The organism is Rhizobium sp. BK379 (assembly GCF_014193955.1).
Lineage (GTDB): Bacteria > Pseudomonadota > Alphaproteobacteria > Rhizobiales > Rhizobiaceae > Rhizobium.
Genome location: NZ_JACIAD010000004.1, coordinates 359381 through 383570 on the forward strand (window position 1 = coordinate 359381; position 24190 = coordinate 383570).

The 24190-nt window shown below is 61.9% G+C and carries 26 protein-coding genes; 19 read left to right on the forward strand and 7 right to left on the reverse strand.

The features are described 5' to 3' along the window. Window positions 1-552 precede the first annotated feature (552 nt). On the forward strand, window positions 553-846 hold the full coding sequence (locus FHT93_RS20610; protein WP_112543711.1) for a DUF2934 domain-containing protein: 294 nt from the start codon (window positions 553-555) through the stop codon (window positions 844-846). Between the two features lie 94 nt (window positions 847-940). Here FHT93_RS20610 and FHT93_RS20615 read toward each other — a convergent pair whose 3' ends face one another. Beyond that, the gene (locus tag FHT93_RS20615) at window positions 941-1144 is read right to left on the reverse strand and encodes a cold-shock protein (RefSeq protein ID WP_112543710.1); all 204 of its coding nucleotides are present in this window, start codon (window positions 1142-1144) and stop codon (window positions 941-943) included. A 478-nt stretch (window positions 1145-1622) separates the two neighbouring features. On the opposite strand from FHT93_RS20615, the gene FHT93_RS20620 reads away from it, so the two are divergent. Continuing rightward, window positions 1623-2021 (forward strand): DUF1236 domain-containing protein, encoded by a 399-nt coding sequence (locus FHT93_RS20620; RefSeq protein WP_183849164.1) that lies wholly within the window; start codon window positions 1623-1625, stop codon window positions 2019-2021. A gap of 63 nt (window positions 2022-2084) precedes the next feature. Next, the gene (locus FHT93_RS20625; protein WP_183849166.1) at window positions 2085-2711 is read left to right on the forward strand and encodes a BA14K family protein; all 627 of its coding nucleotides are present in this window, start codon (window positions 2085-2087) and stop codon (window positions 2709-2711) included. A 754-nt stretch (window positions 2712-3465) separates the two neighbouring features. Here the strand turns inward: FHT93_RS20625 and FHT93_RS20630 are convergent. Further along, on the reverse strand, window positions 3466-4380 hold the full coding sequence (locus tag FHT93_RS20630) for a recombinase family protein (protein ID WP_112543706.1): 915 nt from the start codon (window positions 4378-4380) through the stop codon (window positions 3466-3468). Window positions 4381-5208: 828 nt separating this feature from the next. Then, window positions 5209-5406, reverse strand: a complete 198-nt coding sequence (locus tag FHT93_RS20635; RefSeq protein WP_112543705.1) for a hypothetical protein — start codon at window positions 5404-5406, stop codon at window positions 5209-5211. Window positions 5407-5748: 342 nt separating this feature from the next. Here FHT93_RS20635 and FHT93_RS20640 point away from each other — a divergent pair, with 342 nt between their 5' ends. From FHT93_RS20640 to FHT93_RS20650, 3 genes are all read left to right on the forward strand, one after another. Continuing rightward, a complete protein-coding gene (locus FHT93_RS20640) occupies window positions 5749-5979 on the forward strand; it encodes a hypothetical protein (RefSeq protein ID WP_183849168.1) in 231 nt (76 codons plus the stop codon). Between the two features lie 254 nt (window positions 5980-6233). Further along, complete coding sequence (locus FHT93_RS20645; RefSeq protein ID WP_112543703.1) at window positions 6234-6512, forward strand: HU family DNA-binding protein; 279 nt, start codon at window positions 6234-6236, stop codon at window positions 6510-6512. A 706-nt stretch (window positions 6513-7218) separates the two neighbouring features. Further along, complete coding sequence (locus tag FHT93_RS20650) at window positions 7219-7530, forward strand: DUF736 domain-containing protein (protein WP_113207828.1); 312 nt, start codon at window positions 7219-7221, stop codon at window positions 7528-7530. A gap of 98 nt (window positions 7531-7628) precedes the next feature. Here the strand turns inward: FHT93_RS20650 and traG are convergent, their stop codons facing one another. Both traG and FHT93_RS20660 read right to left on the reverse strand, forming a co-directional pair. Then, window positions 7629-9539, reverse strand: a complete 1911-nt coding sequence (gene traG / locus FHT93_RS20655) for a Ti-type conjugative transfer system protein TraG (RefSeq protein WP_113016851.1) — start codon at window positions 9537-9539, stop codon at window positions 7629-7631. Then, entirely contained in the window at window positions 9529-9669 is a 141-nt protein-coding gene (locus tag FHT93_RS20660; protein ID WP_183849170.1) for a hypothetical protein, read from the reverse strand. Before FHT93_RS20660 ends, traG begins: the two co-directional genes overlap by 11 nt. A gap of 375 nt (window positions 9670-10044) precedes the next feature. Here FHT93_RS20660 and traF point away from each other — a divergent pair, with 375 nt between their 5' ends. The 3 genes from traF to FHT93_RS20675 are packed head-to-tail and all read left to right on the forward strand — an operon-like array spanning window position 10045 to window position 12425. Then, entirely contained in the window at window positions 10045-10614 is a 570-nt protein-coding gene (traF, locus tag FHT93_RS20665; protein ID WP_183849172.1) for a conjugative transfer signal peptidase TraF, read from the forward strand. Next, entirely contained in the window at window positions 10604-11800 is a 1197-nt protein-coding gene (locus FHT93_RS20670; RefSeq protein ID WP_246781666.1) for a conjugal transfer protein TraB, read from the forward strand. The genes traF and FHT93_RS20670 overlap by 11 nt, the downstream gene beginning before the upstream one ends. A gap of 16 nt (window positions 11801-11816) precedes the next feature. Continuing rightward, window positions 11817-12425, forward strand: a complete 609-nt coding sequence (locus FHT93_RS20675) for a conjugal transfer protein TraH (RefSeq protein ID WP_210299353.1) — start codon at window positions 11817-11819, stop codon at window positions 12423-12425. Between the two features lie 28 nt (window positions 12426-12453). On the opposite strand, the gene FHT93_RS20680 is transcribed toward FHT93_RS20675, so the two are convergent. Continuing rightward, a complete protein-coding gene (locus FHT93_RS20680) occupies window positions 12454-13152 on the reverse strand; it encodes an autoinducer binding domain-containing protein (protein ID WP_112543699.1) in 699 nt (232 codons plus the stop codon). A gap of 383 nt (window positions 13153-13535) precedes the next feature. Here FHT93_RS20680 and FHT93_RS20685 point away from each other — a divergent pair, with 383 nt between their 5' ends. The 7 genes from FHT93_RS20685 (at window position 13536) to FHT93_RS20715 (ending at window position 19905) form a co-directional block, all read left to right on the forward strand. Further along, entirely contained in the window at window positions 13536-14573 is a 1038-nt protein-coding gene (locus FHT93_RS20685; protein ID WP_348649798.1) for an ABC transporter substrate-binding protein, read from the forward strand. Window positions 14574-14648: 75 nt separating this feature from the next. After that, a complete protein-coding gene (locus FHT93_RS20690; protein ID WP_183849420.1) occupies window positions 14649-15482 on the forward strand; it encodes an ABC transporter permease in 834 nt (277 codons plus the stop codon). Further along, window positions 15479-16282 (forward strand): ABC transporter permease, encoded by an 804-nt coding sequence (locus tag FHT93_RS20695; protein WP_112543697.1) that lies wholly within the window; start codon window positions 15479-15481, stop codon window positions 16280-16282. The genes FHT93_RS20690 and FHT93_RS20695 overlap by 4 nt, the downstream gene beginning before the upstream one ends. After that, window positions 16279-17361, forward strand: a complete 1083-nt coding sequence (locus FHT93_RS20700) for an ABC transporter ATP-binding protein (RefSeq protein ID WP_183849174.1) — start codon at window positions 16279-16281, stop codon at window positions 17359-17361. Before FHT93_RS20695 ends, FHT93_RS20700 begins: the two co-directional genes overlap by 4 nt. 112 nt (window positions 17362-17473) lie before the next feature. Next, the gene (locus FHT93_RS20705) at window positions 17474-18337 is read left to right on the forward strand and encodes a TauD/TfdA family dioxygenase (RefSeq protein ID WP_112543695.1); all 864 of its coding nucleotides are present in this window, start codon (window positions 17474-17476) and stop codon (window positions 18335-18337) included. A gap of 24 nt (window positions 18338-18361) precedes the next feature. Beyond that, complete coding sequence (locus FHT93_RS20710; protein ID WP_183849176.1) at window positions 18362-19015, forward strand: RraA family protein; 654 nt, start codon at window positions 18362-18364, stop codon at window positions 19013-19015. Beyond that, window positions 19012-19905: a carbon-nitrogen hydrolase family protein gene (locus FHT93_RS20715; protein ID WP_183849178.1), complete on the forward strand. Its 894-nt coding sequence runs from the start codon at window positions 19012-19014 to the stop codon at window positions 19903-19905. The genes FHT93_RS20710 and FHT93_RS20715 overlap by 4 nt, the downstream gene beginning before the upstream one ends. Before the next feature lie 65 nt (window positions 19906-19970). Here the strand turns inward: FHT93_RS20715 and FHT93_RS20720 are convergent, their stop codons facing one another. Further along, the gene (locus FHT93_RS20720; protein WP_112543692.1) at window positions 19971-20234 is read right to left on the reverse strand and encodes a DUF982 domain-containing protein; all 264 of its coding nucleotides are present in this window, start codon (window positions 20232-20234) and stop codon (window positions 19971-19973) included. Between the two features lie 631 nt (window positions 20235-20865). On the opposite strand from FHT93_RS20720, the gene FHT93_RS20725 reads away from it, so the two are divergent. The 3 genes from FHT93_RS20725 (at window position 20866) to FHT93_RS20735 (ending at window position 23806) form a co-directional block, all read left to right on the forward strand. Next, entirely contained in the window at window positions 20866-21942 is a 1077-nt protein-coding gene (locus tag FHT93_RS20725) for an ornithine cyclodeaminase (protein ID WP_112543691.1), read from the forward strand. Then, window positions 21930-23276: an MmgE/PrpD family protein gene (locus tag FHT93_RS20730; protein WP_112543690.1), complete on the forward strand. Its 1347-nt coding sequence runs from the start codon at window positions 21930-21932 to the stop codon at window positions 23274-23276. Before FHT93_RS20725 ends, FHT93_RS20730 begins: the two co-directional genes overlap by 13 nt. Window positions 23277-23473: 197 nt before the next feature. Next, window positions 23474-23806 carry a hypothetical protein gene (locus FHT93_RS20735; protein WP_112543689.1) on the forward strand — a complete coding sequence of 111 codons (333 nt, stop codon included), beginning with the start codon at window positions 23474-23476 and terminating at the stop codon, window positions 23804-23806. The last annotated feature ends 384 nt before the right edge of the window (window positions 23807-24190 follow it).

Here is a 24190-nt window from a genome sequence, read left to right on the forward strand (position 1 = left end):
GATGCAGCGCTTCAACTCAATGACTGCCAGATCATGAAGCCGCAGGCGAGGCGGACGACGCTTTTACGCACAAACGGCCGGCAAGCGGCAACTGGGTCGAGGACAACAGACGACATGCCCGTCAGGGCCTGGGTTGGCGCGGGCGCCGTCTTTGGCCGATTCTTGGGAAAGTCGTTTCAGAATTTCATCTGCCACCAGACGAGAGCAAAGGAGGCGAAGGCGAAGGTCGTTGCCAGAAGTGTCTCGTGATCCATAAAATATCCCCGTGAAGTTGGCTGATAATGCGGACCGGGGGCTTAGGGTTCCAAGCTGCGCCTTCCTCTCGAGAAGACGCATTCCTTCCGACACAAATGACGTTTGCGCTCCTCCTGAGGTGAAGGAAACAGGCCGCTGGCGGCGGGCCCGAGAGATAAAGGCGGATCTGCCAGTGCGAAGCTGCATCGGGGCTGCGGAGGCAGTCGCGCCATCATCAAAAACACGACCATACCGTTGTCGTCATGTCTGATCGCGCCATTTACGTCGTTCGAAAAGAGTTTGCCGAGGAGAAGACGCATGGCAGCGAATGAAGATCGTATCAGACAACGGGCCTATGAAATCTGGGAGCAGGAGGGGCGGCCGCACGGGGAGGACATGAAACATTGGCTGCAGGCGTTTGAGGAAATTGCCGCAGGCGCTGCGACGAGCGGCCAGGCGGTCAGGAAGAAAGCGACGAAGAAGGCAGCGGTTCCGAACGTATCCGGCAAGGCCAAACAGGCGGGAACGTCAAAAGCAGGCGCCCAGAGCGCAACGACGACAAAGCCGCCGGAAAAAACAACGCGAACGACGACCGGCGCGACCAAGCATTGACAAGCCGCTCTTGAGCGGTTGGCCGATTGGCGGCGATTGTGTGGGCGGAGCGCGCCAACGACAGGGCGCTCCGAAAACGTCCTTGAGGGATGCGTTACAGCAATCTGACGTTTTCGGCCTTGGACTTGCCGGTCCTGCGATCCTGCCCAACCTCATAGGAGACATTCTGGCCTTCCTTGAGGAGGTTTCCCGATAGCAAGGCGGTCACATGGACGAAGATATCCGGTCCGCCCGTTTCCGGGGTAATGAAGCCAAACCCCTTGTCGGCATTGAAAAACTTTACTGTGCCAGTCGGCATGACGGTACCCTTGGCTGCTCGTTGCTTGAGGCAGCCTAGCAACCAAACACTCCCTGTTCAACCGGACCTGTCGCAGGTTGGGCCGGTCTGCAAGCCATAACCAGCGGAGGGGCGGGATGGGCAGGCGGTTCGTTGTCATGGCTCAACCCTTCATGGGACGCAGAGGGGTGCGCAGCGTTGACTTAGGTGCCCGCTTGCAGCGCCGTCTTGTCTGGTCGTCGGAAATAGACCTTTCCCTGACCAAGCCTCTGGCTTGTCAGTCTTTTCTCGGTATGCCGCTTTGCGTGCGGCCGCAAAGCCGGCGAAGAAGCGGGCCGTCAGTGCAAGGGACTGCAAGAGCAGGCAAGGCAGATATTTGGGTTGATAGGCAAAGCAGCGATTTTCACCCCGGACCAAAGTCCGATACGTGGAACAGGGTGAGCATTGGCCCGTTCTTTGACCACGGTCGCCAGACCGGTATCAGTCAAAGGAGGATAAGATGTTTCATAAGATCATGATCGGTGCGGCCGTGTCGGCTGCCCTCATGTCGGGCGCAGCCTTCGCCCAGTCGTCTGCCGTCAATGGGGCAGCAGGCGGCGCCGTCACCGGCGCGATTGTCGGCGGTCCGGTCGGCGCAGCTGTCGGCGGTGTGGCCGGTGCAATCGTCGGTACCGCGATCGACCCGCCGCCGCAGAAGGTCGTCACCTATGTCCAGGAAGCGCCGGCCCCGTCCACGCGTGTCGTCGTCAAGGAGAAGGTTGTTGTCGGCCAGGCGCTGCCCGAAACGGTGGTCGTGACGCCAGTGCCCGAAAACCCGAAATACGCCTATGCGATCGTGAATGACGAACGCGTCATCGTCGAACCGTCTTCCCGCAAGGTCATTCAGGTCATCAACTGATCTGGCGCCAGGACGCGGCTTGCGCCGCGTCCATCTCCTTCCAAACAAGCAGGATATTGGATCATGAAGGCCATCGCTTCCGCCGCGTTCGGCATTGCGAGCTCTATCGGCATAACCGTTGCAGCCGGCTCGCTCGCCTCCGTTGTGCTGGCCAATTCCGAGGCTCACACGTTCGAAAGCCTCTCGCAACCCGATCTCTGGACGACCAAACCGGTTCGTGTCGACATTGCCCACCAGAATTACGAGCGCATCCCCGCCGTCTATTCCAGCTATGTCACCGACGCGCCGAAGGTCGCGGTGGCGTCTCGCGCGAAGGCGACGCTCCCCCAGGAACCCGAGGCAACGGCGCCGACGCTATCGGCGGAGCATCTCAACTGGTGCGCCGGCCATTACCGCTCGTTTGATGCCGCCACCAACAGTTACCGGGCCTATAGCGGACAGATGAAGACCTGTATGTCGCCCTTTGCCGCCTCTTCAGGCACGGTTGCCACGACCGGGGCGGTATCGAATGGTGCAGATAGCGCCGCGGCGGCATGGTGTGCCGCCCGCTACCAGTCCTATCGCGCCGAGGACAACAGCTACCAGCCCTATGACGGGCCGCGCAGAGCCTGCGTGCCGCCGACGCGGCAGGTCGTGGCCTCGACGGCAGGTTCAAACGGGAATGAGGCAAGCACATTGGCGTCGAACTGAGACCGAGCGCCGGGCTGACAGGGCAAAGATCCTGCAGGCTTGAGGACGGCGGCGCTCTCTGAAGGCAGGCGACGCGCGGGGCTTCTCAATGTTCGGCTCGAACGGCATGCAAATCCTAAAAGCTCGATCCGGCCTGCCTGCGCCCAAGATCGGACGCGCAGCTGAACGCTTATAATTTTCCGTTTTCAATTGCAGCTGGACCGAAACTCAATGCGCAAGCGGCAGGGCGGATAAGCAGGCTTCGTAGCAGCGCCTGCATGCCTGTGCGCAGATCCGGCAGTGTCGATGCATTTCGCCATGTTCATTGCATTCGCTCTCGCAGGCGTGACATGCCAAGGCGCAGGTATCGATGAGCATGTGGACGACCTCCATATTGGAGCCGGTCATCCGAGATGCGATCATGCCGGTCGTCGCGCAGATATCGCCGCAATCGAGGTTGAGGCGTATGCATTGGGCAAGTCCGGCCGGGGATGGTTCTGCAAGACAGGCATCCGCGCAGCTCGTGCAAGCCTGAGCGCAGGCGTAGCATTCTTGGATGCACCTGAGCAGAGCGTCTGCCGATCGGCCATGGACATTAGGGTGGTTTTCGATCATTTCGCGAACATGCATCGACGATCCTCCTGCGAGATGAGGGTTTCTAACTGCCAGGCGTGCTTCAGGTTCCAAGCCTGCGGGACATGAGAAACAACACGAGCCCGCCCTTGCGCTCGTTCCCTGAGAAGCGAGTGCAACAGGTCGATCGATGATGCTGCCTTCAGCGCGGCATGAGGCCGAACCGATGGGCTTCGTCGAGCAAATGGCGAACCGAGGACGGCTGCCATTTCTGGCCACCGCGAGCTGGGCGCTCCCCCATCTGATCGAGCTGCGCTGCGATCTTTCGAAGCGAGAGATCCGGGTCAGCGATCGCAATCGCCGCGACCAACTTCATCAGACGGTCCTCTGCGGACCGGCGAGGAGCGCGCGCCAGGAGTTCCTGTTCTGCCAGTTTTTCGCCAACCATGCGATGCACGGCGCGACGCAGGCGTTCCACACTCCAGTCCTGGCCGCGGCGACTGAGTACCTGTACGACATTGTCCCAGCTGTGCTGGGGCCGAAGTTGCCGCACGACTGGCAGCCATGTTTGCGCGGATGCCGTCAGTTCGTCGAGGTAAAGTTTTTGTCTCGCCTGCGAGACGGCCCTGATCGCTTCCGGGCGCCGCTCTCGCAGGCCGGGGTTCCCAGGACGCTTGCCCCGCGACTTTGCCGCCTTTATGCCGGCTTTGGTCCGTTCGGAGACCAGCGCGCGTTCGAGCTGCGCCACCGCGGCGAGCACCTGGAGGGAAAACCTGCCCTGAGGCGCTGCGGTATCGATCGGATCGCCGATCGACCGGAAATAGACGCCGCGGCTCTCTAGATCCTCGAGCACTGTCATCAGATGGCCTATCGAGCGCGCCAGGCGATCAAGACGAACAATTACGAGCACGTCCCCGGCGGTGAGTTCGCCAAGCAGCCTTGTCAGCACCGGTCGCGCCTGCGATGCGCCGGAGCCATGTTCCTCGTAGATCCGATGACAGCCTGCGGCGCGCAGTTCCTCCATCTGTGCGTCGTGGACCTGATCCTCGCTCGAGACGCGGGCGTAGCCGATGAGCCGGCTTGGGGGCGGCCGTACGTCGTCGAATGTTTTTACCATGTTGGACGGTCCGTTCGCAGTCGCTTGTACAAACAAGAACTGCAGGAGAAAATAATCATTTGCAAGCGTGTTTTATTATCACACTGCGAGGCCGCCGAAGGCGAAGTTCGGCTAGCCGCGAGCAACTGAGCCTCGAGTTACTCCATGCCTGTCCGCGGGCTTCTGTGGCGGAAATCGCCGAACAATGGCAGTATGAGGGTACTAATTGCCGAGAACGGTCCGAGGAGGCCTCATCAAGCCCCTTTTGGCAGACGCGCGTTATCCTGCTAATCTACGAACGAAGCACTTTGCAGACATACCATCCGAGGACGCCGGGACAACGGCTTCCACTGCGTGAGAGAAGTAAACCGTAAGATAACTTCCGTGTGCGGAAATACCTGTTGCAAACCCGGCACTTGTTTCCAGAAGGAAATGCGTCGGATCCATCGGCGAGTGCTAGCCGCGCCGTTTAAGACCAGGATTGCAGTAACGGAGCCGCCGCAGGCGGGCAACAGGCGGAGGTCGAATGGAGAAGGGGCCGCAACAGGATGGAATAAGCCCCTTCTCCGACTGATAACGCAGTATCAGCAGTTGAGAGCTAATGTCGCCTGCGACACTGTCGAGCCAGGGTACGCCAGCGTACGAAAAGGGATTGCGTGACCGCCAGTTTGCGCTGAGCCGCCTTCAACACGGTTGAATAAGGAATCTCGTAATTACGAAAAGGACAAATGAACCAGAATTTGGGGACCTCGGCTCGGACGCGGGTACGCGATATGCTTCTGTTTCAAAATTGCATTCTATCGCCAGGGGAGCAGAATTGCCGCATGCAAGCCTTGCAGCACCAACAGCTTACTGAGTTGCCGCCGGCTTATCGACATGTTCCGTCACGGGCTGTCCATTGATCATCGGCCGCAGCTCATAATAGGCGCAGGCCACGATCAGCACGGATATCAGGACTGCAAGCAATGACCACCAGACCGCGCGCTTGCCATACAGCCGGTGCGGTGTCGTCCTTAGATCCAGGTCGTTTTTGTCGGACGCGGGCATTTTGGTTCCTTGAGTGACAAGTGATCAACATCAGAGCTGCCGGTTCGTTCCCCGCCCCGGACTTCAGTCCGATGTGGCCAGGCCAGCATCGCTGGCTGTCCGGGATTTGTCAAAGATGCCACGGATGGCGGCGGCAGCGATGGAAAGGCCGTGGCGTCACGTGACGGATCCAATGGTCGTCACGCATGGCGGTAGCGATGACGATCGCATCGTCAAGGCTGGGAAAAGCCAACCGAGTAAGGTTGCCCGCCAGAGAGCGCCGTCGGACAACGAACCTGGATTGGTATCGTGTCTTTGATGCCGCGAGGATCGGGAGGACGCGAAGTGACGCTTGGAGAATTGATGGATCGATACCGGCCGGGCCTTGCCTGCGAGACCTCTGCTGTCCGCCGCAGCTGGGAGGAAATGTTCACCTTCACGCTACGGCACTACACCCGGGAGACGCCCATGGTCACTTTCGACCCCGATTTCCTGTCTAGGCGGCTTATCTTGGCGGGGCTGCATCATCTTATCGTGGCTGGATACGTCATAAGCTGGCGCCACATGCTGTCCATGGCGCATGAGCGTAACTGAGACCACGCGGATTATCCTGATCGCATCCTTCGCGAGGGAAAAACCTCCTCTTGGGGGGCGCTCGCTCCTTGGCTTTGGCCGGTCGGGCATCATCGCCCATATTTTCCGGCCATGCGACACGAACAGCTGGCGACGACGCATGGGCCGGAAGCTGTGGATAATCCTGCCGCCGGCCTAAGGATCAGCCCCGGCCTCATGACAAAGAGATTTGCCGATGGCAGAGATCTTGTCCCACAGATGACGCGGAGACCGACATGACGACGACGAATGAAATTGCAGACAAGATCGCCGGCGCGCACGGCCTGACAAAGGTCCAGGGCAAAGCGATCGTCGAGGCCGTCCTGGCATCGATCACCGAGGCGGCCCTTGCCGGAAACGAGACATCGCTGCCTGGCTTTGGCAAGTTCAAGGTGAAGGCGACGCCGGAACGCGAGGCGCGCAATCCCGCGACCGGCGCCACGATCAAGGTTGCGGCCGCAAAGAAGCTGAGCTTCCAGCCGGCCAAGGCCCTCAAGGATGCGATGAACAAGTGATGCGAGCCTGAGGGGCAAACGCCCCACCTCTGCCCGCGGCAATGCCGGGGCAGAGGCACCGTTTCCTCCCAGACACTCCAGACGACAGCAGCCGCTGCTGCCGCCCTGCGTCAAGCATCCACCGCATTGCGACTAGGCAATTCGATCGCCAATCGCCATCTGAACCCGATCGCGTCATCCATTGCCTTTCCGAGTTTTCGTTCCCGTGTCCGCCGCATGAGATCCACAGGCAGCCGTAGCGCCTCGAAACTGGCCGGGGTGTCGTTTGCTATAACGTCAGACGCAGCCCCGCTGCACCGATCAGCCAGGAGCGGGCAACGTAGGCCTGTGACGGGAAGGTTCCGCCGAGGCCGCCTCTCTGGTGTCGAACGTATCTGGTGCGGCCGCCGCGCCGCTTCGGCGCAGGCGCAGGCGCAGGCTTTGCCAATGCCCGTTCCCGGATTGTTTTTTGTCGCCCCCATGCGCGGGCTCGATGCCCCTGTCTGACCGGAAAGCGGCTACGCCTCGATCGTCCAGCCGCAACGGCAGTCGCAATTTTCTGACCCCTGCCGGCTATCGCCGTCATTCCGCGCCCACTCACAAAATTGCGACTTGCCGTCCTCCATTGCATTTCGGCCCTATGGGTGCGGTCCGCTCGTTCCCGGTCTTTTCGACAGCCATCGAGGCCGCGATGGGCGCGGCCCGAAACAGCGAAAGGAACAGGAAAATGGCAAGCATCGGTACCTTCACCAGCATCGAAAATGGCTTCTCCGGCTCGATCCGCACCCTCGCCCTCAACGTCAAGGCCCGCATCGCCCGGATCGACAATCCCACGGATAAGGGCCCGCACTACCGCGTCTTGGCTGGTCCCGTCGAACTCGGCGCCGCCTGGAAGAAAACCTCCGAGCAGGGCCGCGACTATCTCTCGGTCAAGCTCGACGATCCGAGCTTCTCAGCTCCGATTTACGCAACGCTCTCGGAGATCGAGGGGGAAGGGGGATACCAGCTGATCTGGTCGCGCCGCGTCAGCCAGGACTGAGACCGAGCGCCCCGCCGAAAGGCGGGGCCTTGCCTGCACCATCAGGATGTCGAAGCGGCGATCGCGTCGGCAGTTCCTCGGAGGTAACGGCCCCCGAACTATCGCGGCGTGTTTCTGTGGAAGCGGTTTTCGTGCACGCAGACGCGCATGTCGGCTCTTCGGAACCAGATCGCTCGCCCGCAGCGAAGCGGGCGGTTGCCCGCTGTGAAGATGATCTGCTCGTCGGCGCGCATCTGCAGCACTTCGTGAGGCAGGATCAGCGGGCGTGGCGCCAGCTGTTTCGAGCGCGTGCGCGATGATCCCCTCGCCTGCACGCTGCGGCTTTCCTGGTCGACCTCCACGGTCGTCATGCCGCAGCGGCGCGAAATATAGTCGGCGGTCTCCGGATCGTTGATCGCCGCAAACGAAATCCAGCTCGCGCTCTCGAACCATTTGCTCGCAGCATCCCGACCGCCATAGGTTTCCCGCATCTGGCCGATCGACTGGTAGATCATCGCCAGCGTGATGCCATATTTGCGGCCGGCGTCCCTTGCCGTTTCCAGGACGCGCATGTAGCCGAGACGGGCCGCCTCATCGAGGAGGAAAAGCGAAGGTTCGCTCACGACGCCGTCGCGATTGTAGATCGCGTTCAGGAAGGAGCCGATGATCAGGCGCGCGAGTCCGGCATGCGTCTCGAGCGTCTTAAGGTCGATATTGATGAAGACGTCGGTTGTCCCGGACGCGAGATCATCGGTCGAAAAACTCGAGCCCGACACCAGGGCTGCGTAATTTTCATAGGAAAGCCAATGCGTTTCCTTGACGGCATTGGCATAGACGCCGGAAAAGGTTTCCGGCGTCATGTTGACGAAGACGGCGACGTTGCTTCGCACGAATTCGGAACCCGACCTCTCGTAGATCCCCTCCAGGCGCCGGCGCAGTTGCGGTTCGGGTTCGGCAAGGTTGGCGCGCACCTGCCGCAGCGTCTGCCGGTCCCCGTCGGTCTGCCCCGACAGGCAGGCATCGGCAATCATTGCGGTCAGCAGCTGCTGCCCCGATGCGCGGAAGAAATCGTCGCGAAGGCCGCCGCTCCGTCCGCTGTCGCTCATGATCCAGGAGGCGATCGCTGCTATATCCTCCTCCTTCGACGCGCCGAAGCGGCCTATCCAGTCGAGCGCGTTGAAGCCGACAGCGGGCTGATGCGGATCGAGGATCTTGATCCGGCGACCTGCCGCCTGCCGGTGCGTTGCTACCATCGGGGCTACCTCGTTGGAAGGATCGAGCAGGACGAGCGTGCCGCCCCATTTGAGGGCGGTGGGGATTGTCACCGACGTCGTCTTGAAACCGCCGGATCCGGCAAAGACGATTCCATGGGTCGAACCGAACGAGCAATCAAAACAGAGAAGTGGCTGCCTGCCGCCGGGACCCCAGCTCTCCTTGTCGATTGCCCGAAATGGCCGGCCGGCAACGTCGGTCCGATCCACGCGGTAACACTCGCCGATGACGATGCCACCGGTCGGGGTAAAGAGCGCTTGCGCTTGGGACAATGACATCCATTCGGCCTCGCCGTGAACTGCACGTTTGCCACGGGTCCGCCTCGGGGTCGGGCGGACAAAAGCTGCGTTGCCTGAAACCACGACCCGCAAGCCGAAAGCAGCCGAGAGCAAAAGCGCACAAGCGCCGATCATCGTCGCGGGATCGAGATAGGGTGGGACTGACCGGGCTGATGGCATGACTGTGGCGTGTCGCGCGGCCTGCTCGAACGCTGCGATAGCGAGGCTCGACATGGCGCCTGTAACGACACCCGCGCCGGCGTGCCGGATTGCCGCCGACCCGGCACAGGCAAAGAGCAGGGCAAGACCTGTCGCCGCGGCAGAGACAAAGGGCAGAGCCAGGCCGATGCCTGCCAGAGCGCGCCGGCTGGCGCCGGTCTTGCCCAAATCGGCAAGCGTCACATCCATGCCCATCGTCAGGAGCGTTGCGCTCAGCATCAGCCCAAGGGCAAGAACCGGCAGGATGATCCTATGTGCCATCGCAGACGACCTTGCCGCCGATTGCCGCCGCAAGACGGCCGATGCCCTCGTCTTTGCCGGTCGCGGCTTGTTTCACATCGTTCCACAGGCCGGCAACCGCGGCGCGGATCGTGCAGGATGGCCTCCTCATTCGAGATGCTCCTGTCGGGCAGTTTCGACCCTGCGACGATCCTTCAGATCGGCCCGCCCATCTACTGACAGAAATGCGAGTTGGCCCAGTCGACCGCTTTGGCCATGATCCGGACCGTAGCGAAGGGACAGATCGAAGGGCGCGCCAGACTGACCGAAAATGTCGTCCCGTTGCGGCTGTCGCAGCCGGGATCGCGCCGAGAAAGCCCGTCAACCCGAACGAACTCATGTCGGAGAAGGAGGCTTAACCGATGGTAGCCGGAATCATGAAATCTGCCCGACCTGACGCGGTGTCCGGTGACGACAGTCCGCGCACCGATCGCCGCCTCAGCGTTTTAGGGCAGGAGGTGCTGCGAGGTGGCGAGGCAGGTTCACGATGATCCAGGAGGCAAGGTCGATCGGCGGTCACATTTTTCCTGTCGCATGGGCTCGTGGCACCCACGCAATTTCGGTGTTCGTCGGATTGGCCGCGGGTCTCGCCCTTCTCCATCAGTTCGGGCTGCGGCTCAATCTGACCCCGAGCGAGCCGATCGGCCTTTGGCGTATCGCACCGCTCGACAGGCAGGCGCTCGCCGGCGCGCGCGTCTTCATCTGCCCGCCGCAGCGCGCGGACATGCGCGAGGCCAGAAGGCGCGGTTACCTGCGGCCAGGCCCGTGCCCTGGAGGCTACGCGCCGCTCATCAAGTCTGTCGTCGCAACCGCCGGCCAGACAATCAAGCTCAGCGGCGTCGTCGTCATCGACGGCGCCCTGCTCGAACAATCCCGGCCGATGGCGGCCGATGGACGCGGCAGGCCCCTGACGGCCTGGCCGGGAGGGCCGGTGCCGGCCGGTCAGGTCTTCCTCCACTCGCCTTTCGAAGCCTCCTTTGATTCGCGCTATTTCGGGCCGGTCCCGGCCTCAGGCATTCTGGGGCTGGCAAGAGAGGTCGCAACCTATGCGCCCTGACCGAAAGCGCCGCTTGCGCCCGCGCATGGAACCGCTGCGCTTTCCCCTACTCGTCGTCACCTCTATCGCGGCGGGCTGGATCGGCTGGTGCGGTGCCGTCGACATGCTTCCTGCGGCCATGGCGTTTCCGGCGATCTGGTCGCTCTGCCGCGACCGCCGGCAGGCCGGGGCCATATCCTGCTTATATTTCCTGTCGGCGTCGCGCGCCCTGCCGCAAGGCGTGGCAACCTATTACGCAACCGACCTCTGGCCGGGACTTGTCCTGTGGCTTGCAGCCTCGATCGTCTTCGTCGGCGTCCACATGCTCTCCTGGACGCAGGCGTCAGGATGGAGGAGAGCCTGCCGCTACCTTTTCGCCACCACCCTCATGATGGTCCCGCCCTTCGGGATCAGCGGCTGGGCGAGCCCGTTGACCGCGGCCGGAGTTCTCTTTGCAGGCTGGGGCCTTGCGGGGCTGTTGGCCGGCGCTGCCGGTCTTGCGGTTCTTGCCACGGGTTTTCGCCCGCTCGGCGCGATCGTGCTTGCCGGTGCCTGGCTCTGGTCGGCCTCGACCTGGAAGGACAGGCCGGTACCGGTGGGCTGGCAGGGCGTCGACCTGCAATTGGGATCTGCCCTCGGCCGCGACCTATCTCTGCCGTTGCAGCGGGATCTCATCGCGACGGTTGGCAAGGCGCAGGCTGGCGGCAGCAGCATTGTCGTCCTGCCGGAAGGCGCGCTGGGCTTCTGGACGCCGGCCGTCGATCACCTGTGGCGCAACGCGCTTGCTGATTGGAACGTCACCGTCCTTGCCGGCGCCTCCCTCGCCGACGCATCCGGCTACGACAATGTCGTCGTCAGCATCGGCAAGGCCGAAAGCCGCGTCGTCTACCGCCAGCGCATGCCGGTGCCGATTGCCATGTGGGCACCCTGGCGAGGCTGGATGGGAGAAAGCGGCGGCGCCAATGCACATATGCTTGGGAAGGCCGAGCAGACGGTCGCTGGTCAACGCGTGACCATCCTGATCTGCTACGAACAGCTGCTGATCTGGCCGATCCTGCAGTCCATGTGGTCCGACCCCGATCTGGTGGTGGCGATCGGCAACGGCTGGTGGACGTCGGGCACGTCGATCGCTGCAGTCCAGCGCGCCACCATCCTTGCCTGGGCGAGGCTCTTCGGCAAGCCGGCCCTCTTTTCCTTCAACACATGATTCAAGGACTGTCATCATGGACGCCAGCCTGATTGCGCAATGCGCCGACCCCACTTTGACACCTGCCGTCGTCGAGCGTTTTCTGGCGGCAGCAGGATCTGCGGATCCGCTCGCGGTCACGGTGATGTCCGGAGACCGGCTGCTGGTGCTGCCAAAGCCGGCCGATACCGGCCAGGCGATATCCCTGGTGCGCCAGTATGCCGGTCACGCCGTCGTCAGGGTGGGCGTAACGCAGATGCCGGCCGGACTTGGCGCGAGGCAGGTCGAAGAGATCGATGCGGATCTTTTCGACCCGTGCCAGAACCTGAAGCGCGGCTCGGGCCTTTTCAGCCATGTGATGCGCGTCGTTGCGGATTGGTATGGAAATCCCCAAGGAAGGGAAGCGTCCCGGTTGATCTTCGAGGACGCGGTGCTTTCGTGGAAATCCGGATATTTCGAGGGTTCGAAGGTTTTCGAGGGCGTCAAAACAGCCGAGCAGGCGCCGGCAAGAACACTTGTTCGCGACGAAGACGCCAGCCGCCAACCGGCCCCTGCCCTGTCGCCGACAGATGATCCTATGCGTGAGGGCGACATTGGTGGCGCGGTCATGCGTGTGGACCTCTCCAGGCTTGACGAAAGACGCTAGGGCCTGTCTTGGGGCTCGGGCTCGTGCCTCAGATCAATCCGAATTCCTTGGCGAGCGCTGTTGCCTGCGGCAACGTGGTCGCCCCGAGTGCTGCCTTGGCGTTTCGAAGATGGAAGACCACATTGGCGTAGGCCATGTTCTCGATGACGGCTATTGCTTCCATCGACTTGCCCTCCGCCGACCAGCGCAGACAGCAAAGCTCTTCGAGCTTCAGCCTGATATCGGGCCTGGTCGTAGTGTGAAGCTTGAGCATGCTGAGGCGGACGTGGAGCTGCGCGATCGTTGCGGCGGCGATAACGGGATCGAGGCCGGGTAGCTGACCGGCGTCGCCTTCGCCCGAGGCCAGTGTAAACAATGCAAGACCGCCATAGCCGGTATGCACCGGGATGGTGAGGCCGGACCGGATCCCGAACTCGACCGCTTCGGCCATGAACCGGCGCTGCTCTTTCGCACCGTCGAAGGTCGTGCTCGACCACCGGAAGGCTTTCATCCCTGCTCTGGCGCCCCGGATCGCCGGATCGACATGGGCGTAACATCGCTCGAGATATCGCCTTTGCCATTCGGAAGGATAGTTGGAAAGCGCCGCCGCGTGATCGGCACGAAGGACGAGATAGGAATATAAAGTAAAGCCCGCCTCGGCGGTCAGCCGCGCAAGGACCGATGTGGCACTGACTTCGTCACGGGCAAGAGAAAGCCCTTCCGTCAACCTGTCGAACCAGATCTCCATCGTCGCGTCCCTCGCTGACGCTGCACCCGGGCCCCTTGCGACAGCATAGGATGTTTTTCGTGAAAATTGCAACCTCTGATGCAGAGGGGAAGACCTCAGTCCGGCGTGGAAAGCTCGACGGGCCCGTCACCACCGCCTGCGTCGCGCGACGCCGACGGCCATTGTCGTTTCGAGGCAGGAGCACGCGGGGATGCTCATGTGATGTCACGGGCTGCGTTCTTCTTCGCCGCATGGGGCGCTCGGCCGCAGTCCTGCTGCTTCGAGCCTCTGTTATCAATGGAGATCAGCCGTTAATTCCTGGCGGTTCCGATTAGACCAGTGGAGTCCGTACCGTCACTCTTTTTCCGGGAACTTATCCAACCGGGAGAACAGACGTGCCGACCATCCAGCCCTCAGCCATATTCTATGCAGCCCTGGCGATCTGCCTGCCTGAGCTTGCCAATGCCGAGACACTTGTCGTCAACAGTTATGGCGGCCCCTATGAAGCGATCATCCGGCAGGCCATTATCGAGCCCTTCGAACGCAAGACTGGCATCGATGTCGTCTACGATGCTGTCGGCTCTGCTTCCCAGGACTACGCCAAGATCAAGGCGAGCGATGGACATCCGGGTTTCGATGTCGTCGTCATGACGGCCTCCCAGTCGCTGCAGGGCTGCCGCGACGGTTTGCTGGACAAGCTGGACGTCTCCGAGATCCCCAACCTCGGGTCGCTGACGCGAAGCCTTCAGAACGCCGCCGGCCCCTGCGGCGCCGTGCATGAAGTCCAGTACATGGCGCTGCTCTACAGGACCGACAAATTGGCCGCTGCGCCGACGTCCTGGGCCGATCTGCTTTCGCCCGATCTCAAGAAAAAGGTGGTTCTGCCGACCTTCCAGAACATCATGGCCGTCTACCTCCTGGAGATGATGTCCGTCACCGAGGGCGGTGGACTCATCGACAATATCGATCCCGGTTTTGCGGCAATGGCCAAGCTTTCCGGGCAGTCGATCGGCTTCGAGCAGTCTTCCGCCATTCTCGAAAGCTATATCAAGGACGCAACCGTCTGGGCAATGCCGTTCTGGAATGGTCGCGCCCAGCTGCTGGTGGACGAGGGCCTGCCGGTCGACTATGTCCGGCCGAAGGAAGGGACGATCCCGCTTCTGGCGACATTGAACATACCTGCCGGCTCCGAACACAAGGCGGCAGCGAGGTCCTTCATCGATTTCTTTCTCGAAAAGACCAGCCAGGAGGCCTGGGTAGCAGGCTACAAGGTCGGCAGCGCGCGCATGGATATCGAGGTGCCCGAGGCACTTCGCAGCCGCCAGGTCACAACCCCCGAGGCCATGAGATCGCTCCGGCTGCCGGATCTGACGGTGCTGGGCGACAGGCTTGCCGAATGGGGCCAACGATGGGAGCGGGACGTCGTCTCGCAGGCCCGGTGAGGACGTGTCATGACAGTGCTTGTCGCAACCGCCCCGCCCTCACCCGGGCGTCTTTCCGTCCGAGCCACGGCACCGATGCTGCTGGCCCCCTCCTGTCTGCTGCTGACGGTCTTCTTTGCCCTTCCAATGGGCGTGATGATCGGCATGAGCTTTCTCGACAGCCGTTCGCTGACGCCAACATTTGCAAACTACGAGCGCTTCTTCGTTGATGGCCTGTCTCTCGTCGGATTTGCCCGCACAGCCGTCATGTCCGCCCTGGTTGCCGTCGCCGTTACGCTTCTCGGCTATCCCGTGGCCTATTTCCTCGCCCGCTCGCGATCACGCTGGCGCACGCTCGTTTTTGCCCTGGCGCTGACGCCCGAACTCGCAGGCGTCGTCCTGCGCACCTATGGCTGGCTGATCATTCTGGAAGATCGCGGCTTCATCAATGATGTCCTGATCCATGTCGGCCTGATAACGGCGCCTCTTCCCCTGTCGAAAAGCCTGTTTGCCGTCGTCGTCGGGCTTACCCATGTCGTGCTGCCTTTTGGCATCCTGTCGCTGATGACAAGCATCCAGGGCATCGACGTCAACCTGGAACGGGCAGCGCAGATGCTGGGCGCCTCCAGGGCCTCCGTTATGCGCCATATCGTCCTGCCGCTGTCGGTGCCCGGCATCGTCAGCTCGCTGCTGATCAGCTTCACCATGGCGGCCAGCGCCTATGCGACGCCGGCTCTGCTTGGCGGCGCGCGTTTCAAGGTCCTGGCGACGATGATCTCGGAACAGGTCCTGTTCTACATCGACTGGCCGTTTGCAAGCGTCATGGCGATCGCATTGCTGGCGATGATGCTCACCGTTTCGCTTGCCGGACTCGGCCTTGAGGCGCGTCTCAAAAAGCGCCGGTCACAACGAGAGGGAGACGGGAAATGACCAGGACAATCGCATTCGGCTTCTGGCTCACGCTGGCACTGGTGCTGGCCTTCATCACGCTCCCGCTCGTTGTCGTCGTCGCGGCGTCGCTGAGCCCGACCGCGGCCGTAAGCTTTCGGCCATGGGATTGGACGCCGATCTGGTATGGCGGCCTTTTCGACGAGCGCTGGGTTCAGCCCTTCCTGTTGAGCGTCAGGATCGCCGTGCTCGTCGCAGCCATCAGCGGGGTGCTTGGAACCCTCGCAGCCCTCGCCCTCGTCTATGAGCGGGTTGCGGGCTCGAGCGTCATCATGGCGGCGCTGCTGTCGCCCCTTTCGGTTCCACAGATCGTCAAGGGGGTGGCAATCGTCCTGTTCCTGTCGATCATCGGCCTGCAGAACCTGCTCGGCACGCCGGCCCTGATTGCAGCCCATGTCGTGCTCGCGCTGCCCTTCGTGATGCGAATGGCGGTTGGCGCGCTCGTAAACTTCGACGATAATCTCGATCGGGCGGCACAGATCCTCGGTGCAAGCAGGGCCCAGCGGCTGTTTTATGTCGTCCTGCCCCTGATCAAGCCGGGTGTGCTGTCGGGCGTGACCTTCGCCTTCATCATCTCGTTCAACAACATTCCGCTGTCGGTCTTCCTGGTGCGCCCCGGAGACACGACGCTGCCGATCGCCGTTATCAATCACCTCGAATACAGCCTCGATCCGATCATGGCGGCCGTCAATGTCGCTTCGATGGTTTTTATCCTCGTGGTGATCCTGGCTTTCGAAAAACTTGGCGGCTTTTCGGCGCAACTTCATGGAGGAAGCAAATGAGCGAATTCGATATCGAACTGCAGCAGGTGAGAAAGTCCTTCGGTCAGGTTTCTGTGGTCCGGGATATCGACCTCCAGATCCCCAAAGGCGAATTCGTCAGTATTCTCGGCCCTTCCGGCTGCGGCAAGACGACCACCCTGAACATGATCGCCGGCTTCAGCATGCCCAGTCGCGGCGATATCCGCATCCGCGGACGCAGCCAGGTGAACGTGCCGCCGGAAAAGCGCAATCTCGGCCTGGTGTTCCAGAACTACGCGCTCTTTCCCCACATGACCGTCGCCGAAAATGTCGGCTTCGGACTGCGCATGCGTGGCGTCGCCCGTCCCGAGATGAAGGCCATTGTCGAGAGCGCGCTTCGCAGTGTCCATCTCGAGGGTTTTTCCGACCGCTATCCCAGGGAGCTCTCCGGCGGCCAGCAGCAACGTGTTGCGCTCGCACGGGCGATCGCGCCCCAGCCCTCGGTGCTGTTGCTCGACGAGCCCCTGTCCAATCTCGACCTCAAGCTGAGGGAGGCCATGCGCGCTGAACTCAAGGAGATCCACGAAAGGCTCGGCATGACATTCGTGTATGTGACGCACGATCAGGAGGAGGCCATGGCCATGTCCGACCGTATCGTCGTCATGGAGGGTGGAACGATCGCCCAGCAGGGCGTACCGGGCGACATCTACCGCCATCCCGCTTCACGCTTCGTTGCCGAATTCATCGGGCAGTCGAACATCCTGCCGGTATCGGCCTATTCCCGCTCAGCGGCGGGCTACAAACTCTCGATAGAAGGCGGTCCCGTCATCCTCGCCGGCGCGGGCGCTGACAGTCCCGCCTCTGTCGGCTTCTGCTCGGTCAGGCCCCAGAATGTAAGGCTGGTCGGCGTCGACGACGTGCCGCCCGGCATGAACCGGCTCGAAGCCACGTTGCGGCGGGTGACGGACTTCGGCGCCCATCAGGAACTGGAGGTCGTCATCGGCCTTGGGCACCGGCTGGTCCTGCAGCATCCCCCGATCGCCGCCGGACACGCTCTGGCACCTGGTCAGATGGTGACGCTCGCCGTCAATCCGTCCGATGTGCGCCTCCTGGCAGTCTGAGGGCATCTATCGGTCGTCGCCATCAATCACCGGGCAATGACGTTGGAGCCCCGCACTGAGCAGACGTAGCGTCATGATGACCTCGACAGGGGGCAACAGAAGGAGAATGGAAATGCTGAAGAAAAGACTGAAGGCGGAGCAGGCGCAAAGTAATGTCTGCGCCGACATCGAGGGGTTCGATTTCAACGATTACGATGCGCATGATATCGAGGAAGTGCGCCACTACTGGCTGACATATGGTGTTCTGCGCTTCAAGAACACACGCATCACCGATGCCGACCAGGTGGCCTTCTCGCGTAATTTCGGCGAGTTCGTCATTCACCCGAAGCAGCTCCAGGAAGGCGGCCACCCGACCCATCCGGAAATCCTCGTCATCAGCAATGCGACGCAGGACGGCAAGCCGACCGGCGCCATGGGCAACAGCGAGGCGACCTGGCATACCGATACCTGGTTTTACGAAAGGCCACCTGCCGGGGCAATTCTTCGTGCCGTCAAGGTTCCGCCGTCGGGGGGCGACACCTATTTCCTCTCCACCTACATGGCCTACGAGACGTTGCCGGCTGCCCTGCAAAAGCTCGTCGACGGCCGGCAGATCTTCTTCCAGAACGTCTATGACAAGACCGGCAAGCTCAGGCTTGGAAAGACCGAGCCGACGAGCAAGGATTTCCGCGAGTGGAGCGGCATGGTCCATCCGCTTGTGCGCACCCATGGCGAAACCGGCAGAAAGGCACTCTATCTCGGCGGCACCGCCGACAAGGCCTGGATCGTCGGCATGCCGCTCGACGAGAGCGAGGCGCTGCTGGCCGAGCTTTGGGATCACACCACCAATGAGCAGGAGGTCTTCGTTCAGCAATGGGAGGAGGGCGACATCATGATGTGGGACAACCGATGCACGATGCATCGGCGCGATTCCTTCGATCCGGCGTCGATCCGCATCATGCACCGCACGACCACGTCCGGCGAACGCCCCATCTGACATCGTTTCAGGAAAGACCGTGACATGACACCCTTCTACCGGGCCCATGAACACCTGCTAAGCCTACCCCCGGATCTCCTCGACATGCTTCCGGCCGTCGAAACCGCCACGATCGGACATGTGGAGCATCTGGGCTTCGTGGGTGACAATGTCCGTCCCGTCTTTCCCTGCCGGGCCTTCGGCCCGGCCTTGACCGTCGCGGCGCCAGGCCGCGACGGCACCATCATCTACCGGGCAATCGACATGTTGAGACCGGGAGACATGCTGGTCATTTCGCGGGTCGATCGCGACGAAATCGCCTGCGTCGGCGGCGGCGTGGCGACGGCCGCAAAGGCGAAAGGCGCCAGCGGTATCGTCATCGACGGGCCCTGTACCGATATCGAGGAGATCGCTGCGCTCGGCCTGCCCGTCTGGTGCCGCGGTGTATCGTCGCGCACGACAAACCGGGCCGTCTCCGTCGGCGGCTCGATCAATGTTCCGATCGCCTGCGGGACGGCGGCAATCCTGCCCGGTTATGCGGTTCTCGCCGATAGTGAAGGCGTCTTCGCCGCCGAAGTCGAGCGCATGCGCGAACTTGCGGACCTGGCGATTGCTCGCCAGCGGCGGTCGGCAGTGCTGCGCAAGCACCTTGCCGCCGGCCGCTCCATCTTTGCCTTCGAGCATGAGGACCTTGCATGAAAATCTCGATGATCCAGCTGAATGCCCGCCCCGACCGCGCCTATAATCTCGCCGAGGCCCGGCGCCTGATGCTGAAGGCCGTCCAGAAGGAAAAACCGGATCTGATCGTGCTGCCGGAACATTTCGACTGGACAGGGGGAACGGTGGCCGAGAAGACGGCCGCTGCCGATCTCGTGCCCGGCGGGCGGGCCCACCAGATGATCCAGCGCTTCGCTGCCGAACATGGGGTTGCGATCCATGCCGGCAGCATATTGGAAAGCGTGCCGGGCCATGACCGGATCTTCAATACGAGCGTCATCTTCGATGCCAATGGAAGCCAGATCGGAACGTACAGGAAGGTCCATCTCTTCGACATCATCGCCCCGGATGGGAAACGCTACGCCGAATCGGAGACGGTTGCGCCGGGCAACCAGCTGCTGATCTACGAGCTCCGCGGATTCAGGATTGCCTGCTGCATCTGCTATGATCTGCGTTTCTCGCGATTGTTCGATCGACTGGCAGCCGAGAAAGCAGACGTCTTCATCCTGCCGGCAGCCTTCACGACACAGACCGGGAAATTTCATTGGGAGGTCCTTTGCCGCGCGCGCGCCATCGAGTTCCAGGCTTTCATGGTCGCCTGCGGTCAATGCGGGTCCTACACGATGCCTGCGGGCGAGGAACGGCACATGTTTGGGAATTCGATGATCTGCGATCCCTGGGGACAGATCCTGGTGCGAGCGCAGGACACGCCCGGCGTCTTCAGTGCCCGAATCGACCCTGACCGCTTGCGGCAGGTGCGATCGTGGATTCCCATGGAGGCACACCGTCTCGATCTTGACGTCTTTCCGGTTGCGACGGCCAAGGCCGGTCCGAAGCGCGAACTGTTGGTCGCAACGCAAGACAAGTCTTAGAACCGATCCAGTCCCGGTGACGCGTCTGGATCGGAACTTCTGCGGAGCAACCCGCCGAACGCGGATCAATGGACGATCGAAAATGCCGTAATGCCCGCCTCGCCGGCGGCGCGAATAAGACGTTTGCGGAATTCGGCCGGCTCGATCTCGCCGCTGATTGCGTCCGCGCAGGCCTTGACCGCAGTCTTATATTCCTCGCCGTCGTCGGACGGCCAGTCTCGAAGGAGAGTGGCTGCCGCATCACCAAGGGTGCGAATGATCCTGCTGCGTCGACGGTCTGCGAAAACCAGGCCGATGGGAGCAAACTCCGTCATCCTGTTCCAGGTCATGGCTCTCTCTCCGAAGCGCAATACTGCTCGAGCCCACGCCACGATCTCATCGAGGGTCATGACGACGGGTTTCAAATTGCACGGCTCTCGAATGGCGAGCCAGCAAAGGGTGGCTCAATGCGCGAGCCTCTTGAAATGGGTCTCAAGCCTTGAAGCGAGCTCGGGCGAGCGTCAGGATAGCGTACGAATGCTCGATATCAATTCATCCAAAGGGGCTAACGTCCACCCATGTTCCCCCACCAGTGCCTGGCTTTGACAAAGGGCGAGTGTCTTGATGAAAGCTGGACGGTGATCGATGTCGGCGGCCGGGTCTTCACGGCGACCACTTTCCTATCATAGGGCGCCGACGCCCAACACATGTCACTGCCATGATTAGGTGCCAAAGCCTTTGCCGCACGGACCTGAAGCCAGTCGAAGCGAGTGGCCCAGTTTCCTGTCCACGTGACGGGCGGCAGACATATCGTGTCACCTGTTTGCGGCTGCGGACGCAAACGTCATCGAATTATTTCCCGCTTGTTGCCAAACAAGCGGGCGGCAAACCCAAACGTCTCCGAATATTCACCCGCAGAAGTCGCTTAAATCCATAGACTGCACGCTCCTACACCAGGGTCGAGCAGAGGAGGAGACGACGATGGATGCAACCGCCAACATAACCTATTTGAAGGCAGCCGATCTGGAGGCGACCCAGCAGGCGCTGACGATGGGAGAAATTCATCAGGCCGTATCGCGCGCCTGGACCGAAATCCGCTCTGGCCAAGCGCGCGGCGGAAAGGCGGTGCTTTCCCTTGGCGAAGAGGAGTTCTGGTCGACGCCCGACTTTGCCGCCTTCAGGGAAGAATTTGCCGACGAACGGCTCGGCTGGAAATTGTCATCCCTCTACAGCGTCAGCTCGACGCATGGCGGGGTGAAGATCATCGGAGCGAATGCCTTCAATCGACGTCTCGGTCTGCCGAGGTCGACCTCCACCTTCCTGCTTCTCGATAAATATACGTTGCGGCCCATCGCCATTCTGGACGAAACCGGGCTGTCTGCGGCACGCACCGGAACCTATGCCTCGATCGTTGCCGATCGATGCCTTGCCAAGGCCGGCATGGCCCGCGTCTTCCTGATCGGATCCGGGCCGGTCGCCCGTAGCGTCATCCGATCGCTTTCCTGCTCCTGTGGCGACAGGATCGAGCAGATCTTCATCCGCAGTCGCAGGATCGAAAATGCCCGAGCGCTCGCAATCGCTTTGGCAGAAGAGACAAGCATCCCGCTTTCCTGCGTCGAAGACAACCGGATGATGGCCAGCTGCTCGCTCGTCATCACTGCCACGAACGCGCGCCAGCCGGTCTTTGACGACGAGGAGCTGGAAAGACATGCGACCACGCTTCATCTCGGTGGCGACGAAGTCCCGGGCGCATACCTGCAGCGCTGTCTGCGGACCGGCCTCGTCGTCTGCGACGACCTTGCGACGGTTTCGCGCCGCAACTCGCAAAGCATCGCTCTTCATTTTTCGCGAAACGGCCTCTCCTTGGAGAGCATTGGCCCCTTGATCGGCATCCGCTCATTGTCCGAGCCCAAGGAGTGGTACGAGCCTGTCGACGGCCCGACCTGCATTACCTGCGTTGGTCTTGGCGTCCTCGATCTCTTCGTCGCCGAGGCGAGCTACGAGAAATACTGCCGGATCAACGCCGATCGCGATCGGATCGCCGCATGTCTCCCCTGACCCAAATGCTCGCCGAACACGTCTTTGCCGGCCCACGCGATCATTCCGCCGATCTCGTCGATATGGTTCGGCGCTGCGTCCTCGATCTTGTCGGCGCGGCAATTGCCGGATCCGAAAGGGCAAGCGCTGTTGCCGCATGCAATATGGTTGGGCCCGTCTTCGGAGCCGGTAATGCCCGCATATGGCTCGGCGCAACGAGTGCGCCGGGCGGCGCGTTATTGTGCAACGTGATGGCGGCAACCGCGCTCGACATCGACGACGGGCATCGCGCAGCCAGGGGGCATCCCGGAGCAGCGGTCATTCCGACCGCACTCCTGCTTGCCGCCGAGCTCGGCGCCACAGGCTGCGACCTGATGAACGCGATCATCTGCGGCTATGACGTCGGCGTCAGGATTGCGGCTGCGCAGACGGCCGAGGGCATCCGGACCCGTCAGTCGGGGCGATGGGCATCCTTTGCTTCCGCCGCAACGGCCGGGCGCCTACTTCGGCTCGAGCCAGGTCGCCTCGCCCACGCCCTGGCGATCGCCGGCGTGCTTGCGCCAAACCAGCTTGCCAACGGAAGTTCGGGATATTCGCGGATGACCGGCAACGATGTGAAGGAAGGTATCGCCTGGGCGAGCGTTCTTGGCTTGACGGCCGCACGACTTGCCGAAAGCGGCTTCACCGGACCGGTAGACCTCCTCGACCATGGCGACTATTACGACGGCGGCCGGATCGTCGGCTCACTCGGCCAGCGCTGGGAAATAGCCGACACCTATTTCAAGCCCTACGGCTGTTGCCGCTATATCCATCCGGCATTGGACGCCTATCGTGAAATCGCGGGCGACGATATGATCGGTGCTGATGACATCCTCGAGATCGAGGTCCAGACTTTCGCCTGGGCGGGGAGACTGGCCAACCGTACCGATCCGCAGACCCTGGTCGACGTGCAATACAGCCTGCCCTATTGCATGGCACTGATTGCGGTCGACGGCCCACAGGCGCTTGCGCCGGTCGATGAAGGCGTGTTGGGGCGCAGGGAGCTGCAGATGCTGGCGGGCAAGGTCAGGATCAGCATCGAACCTGACCTCGACCGGTCCTTTCCCGCGCAGACGCTTGCGCGGGTGATCCTTCGCACCAGGACACTCGAGCTTGGGTCTGCCGTTCATACACCACGGGGCGAAAAGACGCGGCCCATGGACTGGAAGGCCATCTGCAACAAGTTCGAGATTGTGACGCGTCATCGCTTGCGGCAGCAAGAACAGCGCCGGATCATCGAGGCGGTCTCGGCCCTGCCCTGCGGCGCTCCGGCGGCGCTGATCGCCGCACTTGAGCCCGCAAGCGCGGTTGCATGAGAAGCGGCGAAAACGGTGCCGTCCAACGGACGGGCCTGTTGAGGACAAGCGTCATCCTGGCCATCAGCGCTCGATACGTTGCAATCGACGAATCTTTGCGCGCTTGACTCTGATCCTTGCAAGAACATAATGAGAACGACGTACAGGTGGGCCGTGAGGTTCCGCCTTGTCCTACGTCCAATCGCATCGCGTGGCCCATGACCAACGACCAACCCCGATACAAGTGGCGCGAAACCTGGCCGGGCGAGGGCAAGCCGGATTTCGTCGGCTATGACGGAAAGGAAATTGTGGGCCGCGTCAGGTTGGACACGACCACTGCGACCAAAACCGGCTTATGGCGCTGGAACGGCGGTTTTGCCTCCTTTGTGAGACGGAGGGTCATGCCGCAGCAGGGGTGGGCGGAGACAGCGCGAGCGGCCTCACGCATGGCTGAGGTACATTACGACAGGTTGAAGGACGTGCATTGCCAGGCGCAGTCGCAAGCGAGTGATGTGCTCTCCACCCAATTTGGCAGCACGGATCACCGATAGACACCATCCTCAGTAGGAGAGCCACGCCTGGCCCGCCACTGCGGCTCGTTTGCTGGTCGGCGACAAGGCGCATCTTTCTTGCATGTGTCGTTCGGCATCCTCTCCGGCCCTGCCCTTGGACCAATCTCGACCGCAGCGCGCCGGCGCCGAAAGCGGCGATAATTAGCCTGGAACATTTCTTCCGCATCCTGGTTGGAGGCCTGGATCGCGCGACAGTTCAATCCTGCGGCCCCGCAGAAATCGCGCGATCAGTTCCCGTTGCACCCCTTAAATTGCCCGCTTCGGCGGGCTTTTTTCTTTGATCTGAGGGGTTGGACCCCCGGCCTTGCGTCGCTTGTCTCATTCGAGACAAAGATCTGCACGGGAAAACAGGGCGCGAGGCGA